Origin of the sequence: Streptomyces syringium (assembly GCF_017876625.1) — a bacterium.
Lineage (GTDB): Bacteria > Actinomycetota > Actinomycetes > Streptomycetales > Streptomycetaceae > Streptomyces > Streptomyces syringius.
This window is the reverse complement of sequence record NZ_JAGIOH010000001.1, coordinates 2,568,250-2,582,639: the sequence shown is the minus strand read 5'-3', so window position 1 is coordinate 2,582,639 and position 14,390 is coordinate 2,568,250. Positions and strand designations below refer to the sequence as shown.

Here is a 14,390-nt window from a genome sequence, read left to right as displayed (position 1 = left end):
GGAACCTCCGGGACAAATCGTCATCAGACGGACGACGCTACCCTGTGCGGGCTCGTTTCAAGCGCTGACGGGCCATCGATTTGGCAGATGGCGGGGAGGTCCGTGTAATGTAGTCGATGTCGCCGGGGGAACCGGGCGGGAAAACAAAACAAGGGGCTATAGCTCAGTTGGTAGAGCGCCTGCATGGCATGCAGGAGGTCAGGAGTTCAATTCTCCTTAGCTCCACAGTGAATGAACGGGTCGTCCGAATAGGGCGGCCCGTTCGGCTTTTCCGGACCGTCGGCCGGACCGCCCGCTCGGCCGGACCGCGGACGCGGGTCGCTGTCGCGCGGGCCGCCCGCGTGGACGGGACGGGCAGCAGCGCGGCAGGGCCCACCCGGCCACCCGCCACCTTGAGCGGGACGTGTACGAGGAGGAAGTCGGTCGCGCAGACTCCGGTCGCGCGGTGCACGCCCTGGGCGAGCAGCCGGTCGCGTGGGGACAGCAGCAGCCGGTCGGCCTCGGTCCGTTCTGCGGCGGTCGCCGGATAAACCCGGCCACCCGCCCGGAGGGCCTCTCGCTGCGGCCGTCCGTGCGGGCCCTTCGGCCGCTGCGGTAACCTGACCCCATGCGTGCCGTACGCCTTCTGCTTAGCGGGCCGCGCTGATCAAAGCCGACCGGTGACAGTCCGGTCGGCATCGGCGCGGCGTCCCCTCCTGTGCGAGGGGCTTTTTCATTTCCCGGACCGCATGCAGAGACGACGATCGATGGAGCTTTGAGGACGATGAGCGAGACCACTTCCGCCGCCGAGCCGGCTGCCCCGCACCGCTACACGGCCGCGCTGGCCGCTGACATCGAGGCACGCTGGCAGGACTTCTGGGACGCCGACGGCACCTACGAGGCGCCCAACCCCACCGGTGACCTGGCGGGCGACCCCGAGGTCGCCGCCCGGCCCAAGAAGTTCATCATGGACATGTTCCCGTACCCCTCGGGTGCGGGCCTGCACGTCGGCCACCCGCTGGGTTACATCGCGACCGACGTCTACGCGCGCTACCACCGCATGACGGGCCACAACGTCCTGCACACCCTCGGCTTCGACGCCTTCGGCCTGCCCGCCGAGCAGTACGCCGTGCAGACCGGTACGCACCCCCGGGTCTCCACCGAGGCCAACATCGACAACATGAAGGCACAGCTGCGCCGGCTGGGCCTGGGCCACGACAAGCGCCGGTCCTTCGCGACGATCGACCCGGACTACTACAAGTGGACCCAGTGGATCTTCCTGCAGATCTTCAACTCCTGGTACGACGAGGACGCGAAGAAGGCCCGCCCGGTCAGTGAGCTGGTCGCTCAGTTCGAGTCCGGCGAGCGCGCCGTCGACGGGGGGCGTGCCTGGAGCGAGCTGAGCGAGGCCGAGCGCGCCGACGTCCTGGGCGAGTACCGCCTGGCCTACGCCTCCGACGCGCCCGTCAACTGGTGCCCCGGCCTGGGCACCGTCCTGGCCAACGAGGAGGTCACCGCCGACGGCCGCTCCGAGCGCGGCAACTTCCCCGTCTTCAAGTCCAAGCTGCGCCAGTGGAACATGCGGATCACCGCCTACGCGGACCGCCTGATCGACGACCTGGACGCGCTGGACTGGCCCGAGGCCATCAAGCTCCAGCAGCGCAACTGGATCGGCCGCAGCGAGGGCGCCCGCGTCGCCTTCCAGGTCGCCGGCCGTGACGAGAAGATCACCGTCTTCACCACCCGTCCCGACACCCTCTTCGGCGCCACCTACATGGTGCTGGCCCCCGAGCACGGGCTGGTCGACACCGTCGTCCCGGCCGAGTGGCCGCAGGGCACCAAGGACGCGTGGACCGGCGGCGCCCGCACCCCGGCCGACGCCGTCGCCGCCTACCGCAAGCAGGCGCAGTCGAAGACCGACGTGGAGCGCCAGACCGAGGGCAAGGACAAGACCGGCGTCTTCACCGGCGCGTACGCCCTCAACCCGCTGACCGGCGAGCAGATCCCCGTCTTCGTCGCCGACTACGTCCTGATGGGCTACGGCACCGGCGCCATCATGGCCGTCCCCGGTCAGGACGAGCGCGACTGGGAGTTCGCGACCGTCTTCGACCTGCCCATCGTCCGCACGGTCCAGCCCCCCGAGGGCTGGGAGGGCGAGGCCTACGGCGGCCAGGGCCCGGCCATCAACTCCGCCAACGCCGACATCGACCTCAACGGCATGGACGTCGACGAGGCCAAGCGCACCGTCATCGCCCACCTGACCGAGCGCGGCATCGGCGAGGGCACCATCAACTTCCGGCTGCGCGACTGGCTGTTCAGCCGGCAGCGCTACTGGGGCGAGCCCTTCCCGATCGTCTACGACGAGGCCGGCGTCGCCCACCCGCTGCCCGAGTCGATGCTGCCGCTGGAGCTGCCCGAGGTCGAGGACTACTCGCCGCGCACCTTCGAGCCCGACGACGCGGACACCTCCCCCGAGACCCCCCTGTCCCGCAACGAGGACTGGGTCAACGTGGAGCTGGACCTCGGCGACGGCGTCAAGCGCTACCGCCGCGAGACCAACACCATGCCCAACTGGGCCGGTTCCTGCTGGTACGAGCTGCGCTACCTGGACCCGCGCAACAGCGAGCAGCTGGTCTCCGCCGAGGCCGAGCAGTACTGGATGGGCCCGCGCGAGGGCCAGCCGCACGGCGGCGTCGACCTGTACGTCGGCGGCGCCGAGCACGCCGTGCTGCACCTGCTGTACGCCCGCTTCTGGTCGAAGGTCCTCTTCGACCTGGGCCACATCGCCTCGAACGAGCCCTTCCACAAGCTCTACAACCAGGGCATGATCCAGGCGTTCGTCTACCGCGACAGCCGGGGCATCGCCGTGCCGGCCACCGAGGTGGAGGAGCGCGACGGGAAGTTCTACTACCAGGGCGAGCCGGTCAGCCGGGTCCTGGGCAAGATGGGCAAGTCCCTGAAGAACGCCGTCACGCCGGACGAGATCTGCGCCGAGTACGGCGCCGACACCCTGCGCCTGTACGAGATGGCCATGGGCCCCCTGGACGTCTCGCGCCCCTGGGACACCCGCGCCGTCGTCGGCCAGTACCGGCTGCTGCAGCGCCTGTGGCGCAACGTGATCGACGAGAACACCGGCGAGGTCACCGTCGTCGACGCCGAGCCCGACGAGGCGACGCTGCGCGCCCTGCACAAGGCCATTGACGGCGCCGGCCAGGACATGGCGAACCTGCGGTTCAACACCGCCATCGCCAAGGTCACCGAGCTGAACAACTTCGTGACCAAGCTGCCGGAGGTGCCCCGCTCCGTCGCCGAGCGGATGGTGCTGCTGGTCGCGCCGCTGGCCCCGCACATCGCCGAGGAGCTGTGGCGCAAGCTGGGCCACTCCGGCTCGGTCGTGCACGAGGCCTTCCCCGTGGCCGACCCCGCGTACCTGGTCGACGAGGCCGTGACCTGCGTCGTCCAGATCAAGGGCAAGGTCAAGGCGCGTCTGGAGGTCCCCCCGGCGATCTCCGACGAGGAGCTGGAGAAGGTCGCGCTGGCGGACCCTGCGGTCGTCGCGGCGCTGGGCGGCGCGGGCATCCGCAAGGTCATCGTGCGGGCGCCGAAGCTCGTGAACATCGTTCCCGCGTAACGGTCCTTCCGGACGGTCCACAGCCGTCACGGGCGGTCTGAGGGTTTGTCCCTACGGGCAGGTTGGGGGTTCCGCTGGAACCCCCGGCCTGCCCTTTCCGTTTACGGTGGAGGGGTAACGCAGATCGGTCGGACCGACCCCGCTGAGGAGCGCTCATGGAAGCCGTGGCCGTGATCGTCGCGCTGATGTTCGCGGTCTTCGTCGCGCTCGGGGTGATCGCCGTGGTGAGGTCGGTGCGAGCCGTCAAGCGCGGCGTGGACCGTACCGTCACCCAGGCCCGCCGCACCGTCGAGGACACGCGGCTGAAGGCCAAGCAGTACGTGCAGCCCGGGGCGCCCGGCGAGGTCGCCGAGCTGCGCCTGTCGCTGCGGACGTCGATGCGCGCCACCCAGGAGGCCCTGCGGGCCGCCGCGCCGGACGACCCGTCGCTGTCCGAGGCCCTGGCCCTCTTCAAGCGGCTCAGCACGCACGGCCAGGAGATCGACGCCGACCTCAAGCGGCTGGAGGCCGAGCCGGACAAGGCCCGCGTCGCCGGGAGCCTGCCCGAGCTGCGGGAGCGCGTGGAGCGCGTCACGCACTCGGCGGATTCGCTGCGGTGGGCGGCACAGGACCGGGCGCGGCAGTTCGCCGACGACGATCTGGCGATGCTCAGCGAGCAGATCCGGATGGAGGCCGGCGCGCTGCGGCACTGGACGACGGAGGAGGAGCCGCAGGCCGCTCCCACGGGGGCCGGAGCCGGTGCCCCGACGCCGGGCGCGGGCGTCGGCGCGGAGGGCGTGGCAGCGCCCGAGGCGGAGCCGGAGCGGCCCGCGATCACCGCGCGGGACGCGTGGCGGCAGCCAGGGTACTCCTGGCAGAAGACCCGCAGGCCCGAGAGCACGACCTGAAGTGATCGCGGGTCCCCGGCCCGCACTGCCGTCCATGGGTCCCTGCGGGTAATCTCCGGAGCATGCCCCGCCACGTCGCGATCGTCACCGACTCAACGGCCTACCTGCCGCAGGAGGCGATGGAGCGGCACGGCATCACCGCCGTCCCGCTGGCGGTCGTCCTGGGCGACCAGGTACTCGAAGAGGGCACCGAGATCTCGGCCCGCTCCGTCGCGCAGGCGCTCCAGAAGCGCAAGCCGGTGACCACGTCGCGGCCCGGCCCCGAGGTCTTCGCCGCCGCCTACCGCGCTGCGGCCGACGCGGGCGCCACGGGGATCGTCTCCCTCCATCTGTCCGCCGAGTTCTCCGGCACCTACGACGCGGCCGTCCTCGCGGCCCGTGAGGCGCCCGTACCCGTGCGGGTCGTGGACACCGGGATGGTCGCCATGGCTCTCGGCTTCTGCGCCCTGGCCGCCGCGGACACCGCCGCCGCCGGCGGCACGCTCGACGAGGCGGTGGCCGCCGCCGAGAAGCGCGCGCAGGGCACGGCCGCGTACTTCTACGTCGACACCCTCGACTACCTGCGCCGGGGCGGCCGTATCGGGGCCGCGCAGGCGCTGCTGGGCTCGGCGCTCGCCGTGAAACCGCTGCTGCAGCTGGACGGCGGCCGGATCGAGTTGCGGGAGAAGGTCCGTACGGCCTCCAAGGCCATCGCCCGCCTCGAAGAGATCGCCGTGGAGCGGGCGGCCGCCGCTCCGGTCGATGTCGCGGTCCACCATTTGGCCGCCCCCGAGCGTGCGAACGACCTCGCGGACCGGCTGCGCGAGCGGGTGCCGGGACTGGTGGACCTGCACGTCAGCGAGGTCGGAGCGGTCATCGGGGCACACACGGGGCCGGGGCTGCTCGCCGTGGTGGTCTCGGCGCGGTAGCGCCGGGGCGCGGCCGGGCCGGGCCCCTGTTCGGGTGGCGGAGTTTTCCACAACCGGCGGGTTATCCACGGGATTTGGGCTGTCGGAGCGGGTTCGCGCGAAGGCGTCTACGGTCACGTTCCATGACGACTCGATCACGTGCCGTGCCTGCTGATGCTTCTGCTTCTGCTCCCGCTCCGAGCCTACGGGCGGCGGCGCTGTTCGCCGGGCCTGGCTCTGACGCGGCGTCCGATGCGGGGAGTGGGGACGTGGTTTCCGGTGTGCGCCCGGCGGTGGGGGTTTCACGCCGCGTTTCCTCCGGCGGGGACGGTGGTGGTGGCGTAGCAGGGGTCGGTGCGGGTGCGGGGTCGGGGAGAGGGGCGGGTGGGCCGGCCGGGGCGCGGCCTCCGGGGCGCGGCAGCCCGGATCCGCCCGATCCCGCCCGGCGGCGGGCCGGTTGGCGGGTCGCCGTGGGGGAGCGGATGCCGCTGTGGGTGCAACTGCGGTGCGGGCTCGAGCCCAGGACCCTGGCCGCGCTGACGGTCGTCCTGATCGCCGCGAGCGTCTTCGCCGCGTATCACTTCTGGACAGGGCGCCCGCAGACCGTGCGGGCACCCGTCCGGGAGATGCCCGCGGCGGTGGCGGCCCCGACGGCGGCGGTGATGCCGACGGCCGCAGCGGTACCGACGGGGGTTCCGGCGAGCGTTCGCCCGAGCGGTGTCGTGGTGGTGGATGTGGCGGGCAAGGTGCGCAGGCCCGGCATCCAGCGGCTGCCGTCCGGATCGAGGGTCGTCGACGCGCTGAACGCGGCGGGCGGATCCCGGCCGGGTACGGACACCACCGGCCTCAACCGGGCACGCGTCCTCACGGACGGCGAACAGATCCTGGTCGGCGCCACCGCGAGCCCTCCGGCGGCCGGGGCGGCGGGGAGCGCGGCCGGGCCGGGCAGTCCGGGCGGGCCGGGCGGCTCAGGGGTCCCGAGCGGCCCCATCAGCCTCAACGCCGCCACGGTCGACCAGCTCGACACCCTCCCGGGCGTGGGGCCCGTGCTCGCCCAGCACATCATCGACTACCGCACCCGGCACGGCGGCTTCCGCTCCGTCGACGAACTCCGCCAGGTCAACGGCATCGGCAACCGCCGCTTCACCGACCTCCGCCCCCTGGTCCAGCCGTGAGCCCGCCCACTCGCTACGACCCGGGAGCCGCGCCTGTGGCGGTAGGGCCCGGTGGCGCGTCCGGCGCGTCCGGCGCGCCCCAGCCGGGCGGGACGGCTGCCTTGCCTGCCGCACCCACCGGCTCCGGCGGCGGTCCCGCCCGGGGCGCACCGCCCCGGCCGTCTCGCGCCCGGCCGACCGGGCAGGGCCCTTTCCCCGTCGCCGGGCAAGCCCGCGCCCGTCCGGACGGCCCCGCCGATCTGCGGCTGATGGTGCCCGCCCTCGCGGCATGGGCGGCCGCGGCGGGCGCGCTGAGAGCGGACGGGAGCGTGGTCGCCGTCGCCTGCGGGGCGGCGGTGGTCACCGCCGGGGTGCTGGTGGCGGTGGCACGGCGACGGCCGGCCGCGCGCGTGGGCGCGGCGGTCGCGGTGGCGGCCGTGCTGCTGTGTGCCGCCGCCGGAGCCGCGGCGGCAGCCCTGCGGGCGGCCGATACGCACCGGGGCCCGCTTCCGGAGCTGGCGCGGCGGTACGGGGAGGCCACCGTCGAGCTGACGGTCGGTACGGACCCACGGCCCGTCCGCCCGCACGTGCGCGGAGCGGCCCGCACCATGCCCGCCGTCGTGTTCGAGGCCGAAGCGACCCGCGTCGTCACCCCGCACGGCACGGTTGCCACCCGCACGCCCGTCCTGCTGATCGCGCCGCGTTCCTGGCTCGGGCTGCTGCCGTCGACGCGGCTCCGCGTCGACGGCAGACTCGCCCCGCCCGCCCGGGAGGGCGACCGCGTCGGCGCCGTGCTCCGCGTCGGAGGCCACCGGCCCCCTCGGGTCGTCGCACCCCCCTCCACGCTCCAGGTCACCGCCGCCCGGCTGCGATCGGGCCTGCGCGAGGCCACGGACGGACTCGCCCCGGATGCCCGCGCGTTGCTCCCCGGACTGGTCGTCGGCGACACCTCCCGCGTTCCGCCCGATCTCGAGGACGCCTTCCGCGCCACCGACCTGACGCACCTTCTGGCGGTCTCCGGCAGCAACCTCACGATCCTGCTGGTCGTGCTGATCGGGCCGCCGCACCTGGCCACCCGTGCCGAGCGCCGTGGGGTCGCCGCCCGGCTCGGGGTGCCGCTGCGGCTCACGGCGGTGCTGGGCGGTGCGCTCGTGCTCGGCTTCGTCATCGTGTGCCGCCCCGAGCCGAGCGTGCTGCGGGCCGCCGCGTGCGGTCTGATCACACTGCTGGCGATCGGGACGGGCCGGCGCCGCAGCCTGCTGCCCGCGCTGGCGGCGGCCGTGCTGCTGCTCGTGCTCTACGACCCCTGGCTGGCCCGCAGCTACGGCTTCCTGCTCTCCGTCCTGGCCACCGGGGCCCTTCTGACGCTCGCTCCCCGCTGGGGCGACGCGCTGCGACGCCGGGGCGTCCCGGCCCGCATCGCAGAGGTCCTCGCGGCGGCGGCGGCCGCGCAGGCCGTGTGCGCGCCCGTGATCGCCGTGCTGGCGGCGCGCGTCAGCCTGGTGGCCGTCCCGTGCAATCTCCTGGCCGAGCCGGCTGTCGCGCCCGCCACCGTCCTCGGCTTCGCCGCACTCGCCGTGGCCCCGCTCGCGCCGCCCGTCGCCGAGGGGCTCGCGCAGGTCGCCGGCTGGCCCGCGTCCTGGATCGCCACGGTGGCCCGCACCGGCGCGGAACTGCCCGGCGCAGAGCTCGGCTGGCCGGGCGGGTGGCCGGGCGGACTGGCGCTGGCCGCGGCCACCGCCGTCGCCGCGCTCGCCGCCCGCCGGCTGATCCGCCGCCCCTGGGCGTGCGCGGGCTGCGCCCTGCTCCTGCTGGTCGCCATCGTCCGCCCGGCCCCGCTGACGCGGGTCGTCACGGGCTGGCCGCCGCCCGACTGGCGGCTGGTGGCCTGTGACGTGGGCCAAGGAGACGCGCTGGTCCTCGCCGCGGGCAGCGGCACCGCCCTCGTCGTGGACGCCGGGCCCGAGCCACGGGCCGTCGACCACTGCCTGCGCGCGTTGGGCGTCGAGAAGGTGCCGCTCCTGCTGCTGAGCCACTATCACGCCGACCACGTCGACGGGCTGCCCGGCGTGCTGCGCGGCCGCGCGGTCGGCGTGATCCAGGCGACGCCGCTGGCCGAGCCGCCGGGCCAGGCCGCGTTCGTACGCCGCGAGGCCGCGCGGGCGGGGGTCCCCGTCGTCGCCGCGGTGCCGGGGGAGCGGCGCCGGCTGGGAGACCTGTCGTGGGAAGTGCTGTGGCCACCGCCCCGGGGCACGTCCTTCGTGGCGGAGGAAGGGCCCAACGACGCCAGCGTCACCCTCCTCGTCCGTACCGCCGGGCTCACTGTCCTTCTGCTCGGCGACCTCGAACCACCCGCCCAGCAGGCCCTGGCGGAAACCCACCCGGAGCTGCCGCCGGTGGACGTCCTCAAGGTCGCGCACCACGGATCCGCCTACCAGGACCCGCGGTTGATACGCGGGCTCCGCCCACGGCTGGCACTGATCTCGGCGGGCGCCGGCAACCCGTACGGCCATCCGGCGCCCCGCACGGTCGCGGCCCTGCGCTCCCAGGGCGCGGTGGTCCTGCGGACCGATACCGACGGCCCGGTCGCGGTGACGGGAGCGGCCACCGCCGTCGCAGGGGGAAAGGCGAGGTCGGCGGCGCGGAGATGACCCGAGGGCGCCACGGGGGGCGACTTTCTCGGACGTAGGTCTGTGGGCTGATGCCCAATCAGCTCACGTGAGGCATAACTGATCCATGGATGCCATCAATACTGACGCCTACCTCCGCCGGATCGACGCGACCCGGCCCACCGCCCCCGACGCGGACGCCCTCCACGACCTGTGCCTGCGGCATCTGAGAGCGGTGCCCTTCGAGAACCTGTCCATTCACCTCGGCGAGGAGATCGTCCTCGACGGCAAAGCCCTCGTCGACAAGATCGTGCACGGCCGGCGGGGCGGCTTCTGTTACGAACTCAACGGTGCCTTCGCCGAGCTGCTGACCGCGCTCGGCTACCCGGTGACGCTGCTCGCCGGGCGGGTCATGGGGGAGGAGGGGCTCGGTGTGCCGTACGACCATCTGGTGCTGCGCGTCGAGACACCCGAGCCCTGGCTCGTCGACGTCGGCTTCGGCCGCAACAGCCACTACCCCTTGAGCCTCACCGAGCGGGGCGACCAGAGCGACCCGGCAGGGGTGTTCCGGATCGCCGAGACCGAGGAAGGAGACCTCGACGTCTTCCACGACGGCGCACTCCAGTACCGGATAGAGCAGCGCCCCCGGCAGCTGGCCGAGTTCGAGTGCGCCTGCTGGTGGCACCGCACCTCGCCGAAGTCCCACTTCACCCAGAACCTGGTCTGCTCCCGGCTCACCGAGAACGGGCGGGTCACGATCAGCGACCGTACGCTCGTGATCACCGGCGCCTCGGGCAAGCGGGACCGGACGCTGACCGAGGACGAGATCCTGCCCGCCTACCGGACGCACTTCGGCATCGACCTGGACGAGGTGCCCGAGCTCCGCGCCATCCGGTAGGCCCGTCGGGCCGGGGCTACTCCACTTCAGGCCGGGGCTACTCCGCTTCCAGCCAGCCCTCGTACTCCTCGGCGAGCGCGCGCAGCGCGGCGGGGTCCAGGGCGCCGCGCGGGTCGTCGACGACGACGATCCACTGGGCGTCCTCGGCGTCGTCCTCCCCGGCGAGGGCGTCACGCACGACCTGGGGCTCCTCCGTCAGACCGAACCGCTGCACGGTCTCGACGGCCACCTCCTCGGCGGCGTCGCGGTCGGGGAGCACCAGCAGGTGCCGGACGGGATCGGAGGCTTGGAAAGAGATGGGAGTGCTGCTCACCCGCCCATTGTGCGTCATATCCGGTCCGCCGCACGGGGAGCGTGTCAGTGGCGCGTGGGATGCTGGACGCGATGGCCAGGAAGACTGCAACCGACGACCCGCTCGCTCCCCTCACGATCGCCGTGGGCCAGGAGGATCTGCTCCTCGACCGCGCGGTGCGGGAGGTGGTGACGGCGGCCCGCGCCGCCGATGCGGACACCGATGTGCGCGACCTCATGCCCGAGGCGCTCCAGCCCGGCACGCTCGCCCAGCTGACCAGTCCGTCGCTGTTCGCCGAGCGCAAGGTCGTGATCGTGCGCAACGCCCACGACCTGTCGGCGGACACGATCAAGGACGTGAAGAATTACCTCGGCTCGCCCGCCGAGGAGATCACCCTGGTGCTCCTGCACGCCGGTGGCGCCAAGGGCAAGGGCCTGCTGGACGCGGCGCGCAAGGCGGGGGCCCGGGAGGTCGCCTGTCCGAAGATGACCAAGCCGGCGGACCGGCTGGCGTTCGTCCGGTCGGAGTTCCGGGCGACGGGCCGCTCCGCGACGCCCGAGGCCTGCCAGTCCCTGGTGGACGCGATCGGCAGCGATCTGCGTGAGCTGGCGAGCGCCTGCGCGCAGCTCGTCGCCGACATCGAGGGCACCATCGACGAGGCCGTCGTCGCCCGCTACTACACGGGCCGTGCCGAGGCCTCCAGCTTCACGGTCGCCGACCGTGCCGTGGAGGGCAGGGCGGCGGAGGCGCTGGAGGCGCTGCGCTGGGCGATGTCCACCGGCGTCGCCCCGGTGCTGATCACGAGCGCGCTCGCGCAGGGTGTGCGGTCGATCGGCAAGCTGGCCTCCGCCCCGCGCGGTGCCCGCCCCGCCGATCTGGCCCGTGAGCTGGGCATGCCGCCGTGGAAGATCGACCGGGTGCGCCAGCAGATGCGCGGCTGGTCGGCGGACGGCGTCGCGGCGGCCCTGACCGCCGTCGCCGAGGCCGACGCGGGTGTCAAGGGCGGCGGGGACGACCCGGAGTACGCGCTGGAGAAGGCCGTCGTGGCCGTCGCCAGGGCGGCCCGCAGCCGTTCGTAAGGGGAGACGCTCTACGGCTGGGCCGGCCGGCCGTCAGTCGGCAGTGATGGATCCGTCGTCACCCGGCCCCCCCGGCCGGCCCCTGGGCAGCCGCCCGTCGACGCCCGCCCCGGCCGAGGGCGGGCATTCCCCCGAACGGCGCCACACCGCCCCGAACGGCCGAAGGCCCCGTGCCGCCCTGGGGAAGGGCAGGCACGGGGCCTTCGATATCGAGCCGTCGAGCCGTGAGGCTCAGTGCGCCGCACCCGCGTGGCGAACGCAGGCCGCGTGCGGCGCGCATCGCAGCCTGGCTGCGATGGGGTGCCGGGACGGCGCGGTAGAGAGGGTCCGCGGAGTCCGTACCGACGGGGTGGGGCTCACGCCCCGGAATGACTTCAGGCCTTGAGCGCAGCAGCCTGCTTGGCCAGCGCCGACTTCTTGTTGGCGGCGGCGTTCTTGTGCAGGACACCCTTGCTGGCGGCCTTGTCGAGCTTCTTGCCGGCCGCGGCAACCGCGGCGGTGGCCTTCTCGACGTCACCGGCGAGCAGGGCCTCACGGGCCGCGCGGACAGCGGTCTTGACCGAGGACTTGACGGCCTTGTTACGCAGGCGCGCCTTCTCGTTGGTCTTGTTCCGCTTGATCTGGGACTTGATGTTCGCCACGAAAGAGCCTTTTCAGCTTCGTCGGATTTCGATGAGCACCCCGGCCCGAGAGGGCACGAGGCACAGTGGACCAGGTTACCAGCAGCCACGACGGGCTCCCAAACCGGACCGAGGTCGCCGGTCATGGGACGATGGGGGGACGTATAAACCGCGACTCCCGCCGAGACCGCGTTCAAACGCCGAAGTCACCGAATGGACCTTGCGTGCCCGCGACCCCTACCAACGTGCCGGAGCCGAGCCGTACCGACCCGGCTCTGATCCGTAACTTCTGCATCATCGCGCACATCGACCATGGCAAGTCGACGCTCGCCGACCGGATGCTCCAGCTGACCGGTGTGGTCGACTCGCGGCAGATGCGCGCACAGTATCTCGACCGGATGGACATCGAGCGCGAGCGCGGCATCACGATCAAGTCCCAGGCGGTCCGGCTGCCCTGGGCGCCCACCGAGGGTGAGGACACGGGGCAGACCCACATCCTCAACATGATCGACACGCCGGGCCACGTGGACTTCACCTATGAGGTCTCGCGTTCGCTCGCCGCCTGCGAGGGCTGCATCCTCCTCGTGGACGCGGCCCAGGGCATCGAGGCCCAGACCCTCGCCAACCTGTACCTGGCGATGGAGAACGACCTCACGATCATCCCGGTCCTCAACAAGATCGACCTGCCGGCCGCGCAGCCCGAGAAGTTCGCCGCCGAGCTGGCGCACCTGATCGGCTGCGACCCCTCCGACGTGCTGAAGGTCTCCGCGAAGACCGGTGTCGGCGTCGACGAGCTGCTCAACGAGGTCGTCAAGCAGGTCCCGCCCCCGGTCGGCGTCAAGGACGCCCCGGCCCGCGCGATGATCTTCGACTCGGTCTATGACTCCTACCGCGGCGTGGTCACCTACGTCAGGGTCGTGGACGGCGAGCTGAAGAAGCGCGAGCGCATCAAGATGATGTCGACCGGCGCCACTCACGAGCTGCTGGAGATCGGTGTCTCCTCGCCCGAGATGACGGCCTCCGACGGCCTCGGTGTCGGTGAGGTGGGTTACATCATCACCGGCGTGAAGGACGTCCGGCAGTCCAAGGTCGGTGACACGATCACCTCCCTGCACAACGGCGCCACCGAGGCCCTGGGCGGCTACAAGGACCCCAAGCCCATGGTGTTCTCGGGCCTGTACCCGCTGGACGGCTCGGACTACCCCGAGCTGCGCGAGGCCCTCGACAAGCTCCAGCTCAACGACGCCGCGCTCGTCTACGAGCCGGAGACCTCGGCCGCCCTCGGCTTCGGCTTCCGCGTCGGCTTCCTCGGCCTGCTGCACCTGGACGTGATCCGCGAGCGGCTGGAGCGGGAGTTCGGCCTCGACCTCATCGCGACCGCGCCCAACGTGGTCTACCGGGTCAACATGGAGGACGGCACCGAGCACATCGTCACCAACCCGAGCGAGTTCCCTGAGGGGAAGATCGCCGAGGTGCACGAGCCGGTGGTGAAGTCCACGATCCTCGCGCCCAATGAGTTCGTCGGCGCGATCATGGAGCTCTGCCAGTCCCGCCGCGGCTCGCTGCTGGGCATGGACTACCTCTCCGAGGACCGTGTCGAGCTGCGCTACACCCTGCCGCTCGCCGAGATCGTCTTCGACTTCTTCGACCAGCTGAAGTCCAAGACCCGCGGTTACGCCTCCCTCGACTACGAGCCCACCGGCGAGCAGCAGGCCAGCCTGGTCAAGGTCGACATCCTGCTGCACGGCGACAAGGTGGACGCGTTCTCCGCGATCACGCACAAGGACAAGGCGTACGCGTACGGCGTGCGGCTCGTCGCCAAGCTGCGCGAGCTCATCCCGCGGCAGAACTTCGAGGTGCCGATCCAGGCCGCCATCGGCTCGCGGGTCATCGCCCGTGAGACGGTCCGCGCGATCCGCAAGGACGTCCTCGCCAAGTGCTACGGCGGCGACATCTCCCGTAAGCGCAAGCTGCTGGAGAAGCAGAAGGAAGGCAAGAAGCGGATGAAGATGGTCGGCAGCGTGGAGGTCCCGCAGGAGGCCTTCATCGCGGTGCTGTCCTCGGACTCCGACGGCGGAGAGAAGGGCAAGAAGTAGCCTCCGCGTGAACGGAAAGTAGCCGTGGCGGCTCCCGTCGCCCGGCCGGAAGGCGCCCGCCCCCTGGAGGGGACGGGCGCCTTTTCGTGCGCCCGCGCCCCGGTACGGACCGGATTCCGTGCCCGATTCGGACCGGAAAAGGGCTGCTCCGGAGTGGTGCATGCATATGACACTTACCACTGTGGTCACAGCTTGAACCCGTCGTCCACAGCCCCTTACGTGGTGGCGACGCGGGCTCTACTCTGATCACAGTTTGGA

Annotated in this window: 10 protein-coding genes and 1 tRNA gene; 9 read left to right on the top strand and 2 right to left on the bottom strand. The window is 72.3% G+C overall.

From position 1 onward, the window contains the following. The first annotated feature begins 152 nt into the window (after nt 1–152). The 7 genes from JO379_RS11480 (at nt 153) to JO379_RS11450 (ending at nt 10,045) form a co-directional block, all read left to right on the top strand. A tRNA-Ala gene (locus JO379_RS11480) sits at nt 153–225 on the top strand. Between the two features lie 538 nt (nt 226–763). Next, nucleotides 764–3,610 (top strand): leucine--tRNA ligase, encoded by a 2,847-nt coding sequence (gene leuS / locus JO379_RS11475; protein ID WP_209514850.1) that lies wholly within the window; start codon nt 764–766, stop codon nt 3,608–3,610. Nucleotides 3,611–3,765: 155 nt separating this feature from the next. Beyond that, the gene (locus JO379_RS11470) at nt 3,766–4,497 is read left to right on the top strand and encodes a hypothetical protein (RefSeq protein ID WP_130877700.1); all 732 of its coding nucleotides are present in this window, start codon (nt 3,766–3,768) and stop codon (nt 4,495–4,497) included. A gap of 62 nt (nt 4,498–4,559) precedes the next feature. Further along, complete coding sequence (locus JO379_RS11465; RefSeq protein ID WP_130877699.1) at nt 4,560–5,405, top strand: DegV family protein; 846 nt, start codon at nt 4,560–4,562, stop codon at nt 5,403–5,405. A 461-nt stretch (nt 5,406–5,866) separates the two neighbouring features. Beyond that, on the top strand, nt 5,867–6,559 hold the full coding sequence (locus JO379_RS11460; RefSeq protein WP_307841959.1) for a ComEA family DNA-binding protein: 693 nt from the start codon (nt 5,867–5,869) through the stop codon (nt 6,557–6,559). 248 nt (nt 6,560–6,807) lie between these two features. Then, a complete protein-coding gene (locus JO379_RS11455) occupies nt 6,808–9,189 on the top strand; it encodes a ComEC/Rec2 family competence protein (protein ID WP_130877874.1) in 2,382 nt (793 codons plus the stop codon). 85 nt (nt 9,190–9,274) lie between these two features. After that, a complete protein-coding gene (locus tag JO379_RS11450) occupies nt 9,275–10,045 on the top strand; it encodes an arylamine N-acetyltransferase family protein (protein WP_130877697.1) in 771 nt (256 codons plus the stop codon). A gap of 37 nt (nt 10,046–10,082) precedes the next feature. Here JO379_RS11450 and JO379_RS11445 read toward each other — a convergent pair whose 3' ends face one another. Then, the gene (locus tag JO379_RS11445) at nt 10,083–10,358 is read right to left on the bottom strand and encodes a hypothetical protein (RefSeq protein WP_242626027.1); all 276 of its coding nucleotides are present in this window, start codon (nt 10,356–10,358) and stop codon (nt 10,083–10,085) included. A 71-nt stretch (nt 10,359–10,429) separates the two neighbouring features. Here JO379_RS11445 and holA point away from each other — a divergent pair, with 71 nt between their 5' ends. Then, nucleotides 10,430–11,416: a DNA polymerase III subunit delta gene (gene holA / locus JO379_RS11440; RefSeq protein WP_165451526.1), complete on the top strand. Its 987-nt coding sequence runs from the start codon at nt 10,430–10,432 to the stop codon at nt 11,414–11,416. A gap of 374 nt (nt 11,417–11,790) precedes the next feature. On the opposite strand, the gene rpsT is transcribed toward holA, so the two are convergent. Beyond that, nucleotides 11,791–12,057 carry a 30S ribosomal protein S20 gene (rpsT, locus tag JO379_RS11435; RefSeq protein WP_087928167.1) on the bottom strand — a complete coding sequence of 89 codons (267 nt, stop codon included), beginning with the start codon at nt 12,055–12,057 and terminating at the stop codon, nt 11,791–11,793. 203 nt (nt 12,058–12,260) lie between these two features. Here rpsT and lepA point away from each other — a divergent pair, with 203 nt between their 5' ends. Continuing rightward, entirely contained in the window at nt 12,261–14,132 is a 1,872-nt protein-coding gene (gene lepA, locus JO379_RS11430) for a translation elongation factor 4 (protein WP_130877695.1), read from the top strand. Nucleotides 14,133–14,390: the final 258 nt, after the last annotated feature.

Coding starts and splice junctions, on each gene's coding strand:
- leuS (WP_209514850.1), top strand. CDS start 764: ATGAGCGAGACCACTTCCGCCGCCGAGCCGGCTGCCCCGCACCGCTAC.
- JO379_RS11450 (WP_130877697.1), top strand. CDS start 9,275: ATGGATGCCATCAATACTGACGCCTACCTCCGCCGGATCGACGCGACC.
- JO379_RS11460 (WP_307841959.1), top strand. CDS start 5,867: ATGCCGCTGTGGGTGCAACTGCGGTGCGGGCTCGAGCCCAGGACCCTG.
- JO379_RS11465 (WP_130877699.1), top strand. CDS start 4,560: ATGCCCCGCCACGTCGCGATCGTCACCGACTCAACGGCCTACCTGCCG.
- JO379_RS11470 (WP_130877700.1), top strand. CDS start 3,766: ATGGAAGCCGTGGCCGTGATCGTCGCGCTGATGTTCGCGGTCTTCGTC.
- holA (WP_165451526.1), top strand. CDS start 10,430: ATGGCCAGGAAGACTGCAACCGACGACCCGCTCGCTCCCCTCACGATC.
- JO379_RS11455 (WP_130877874.1), top strand. CDS start 6,808: ATGGTGCCCGCCCTCGCGGCATGGGCGGCCGCGGCGGGCGCGCTGAGA.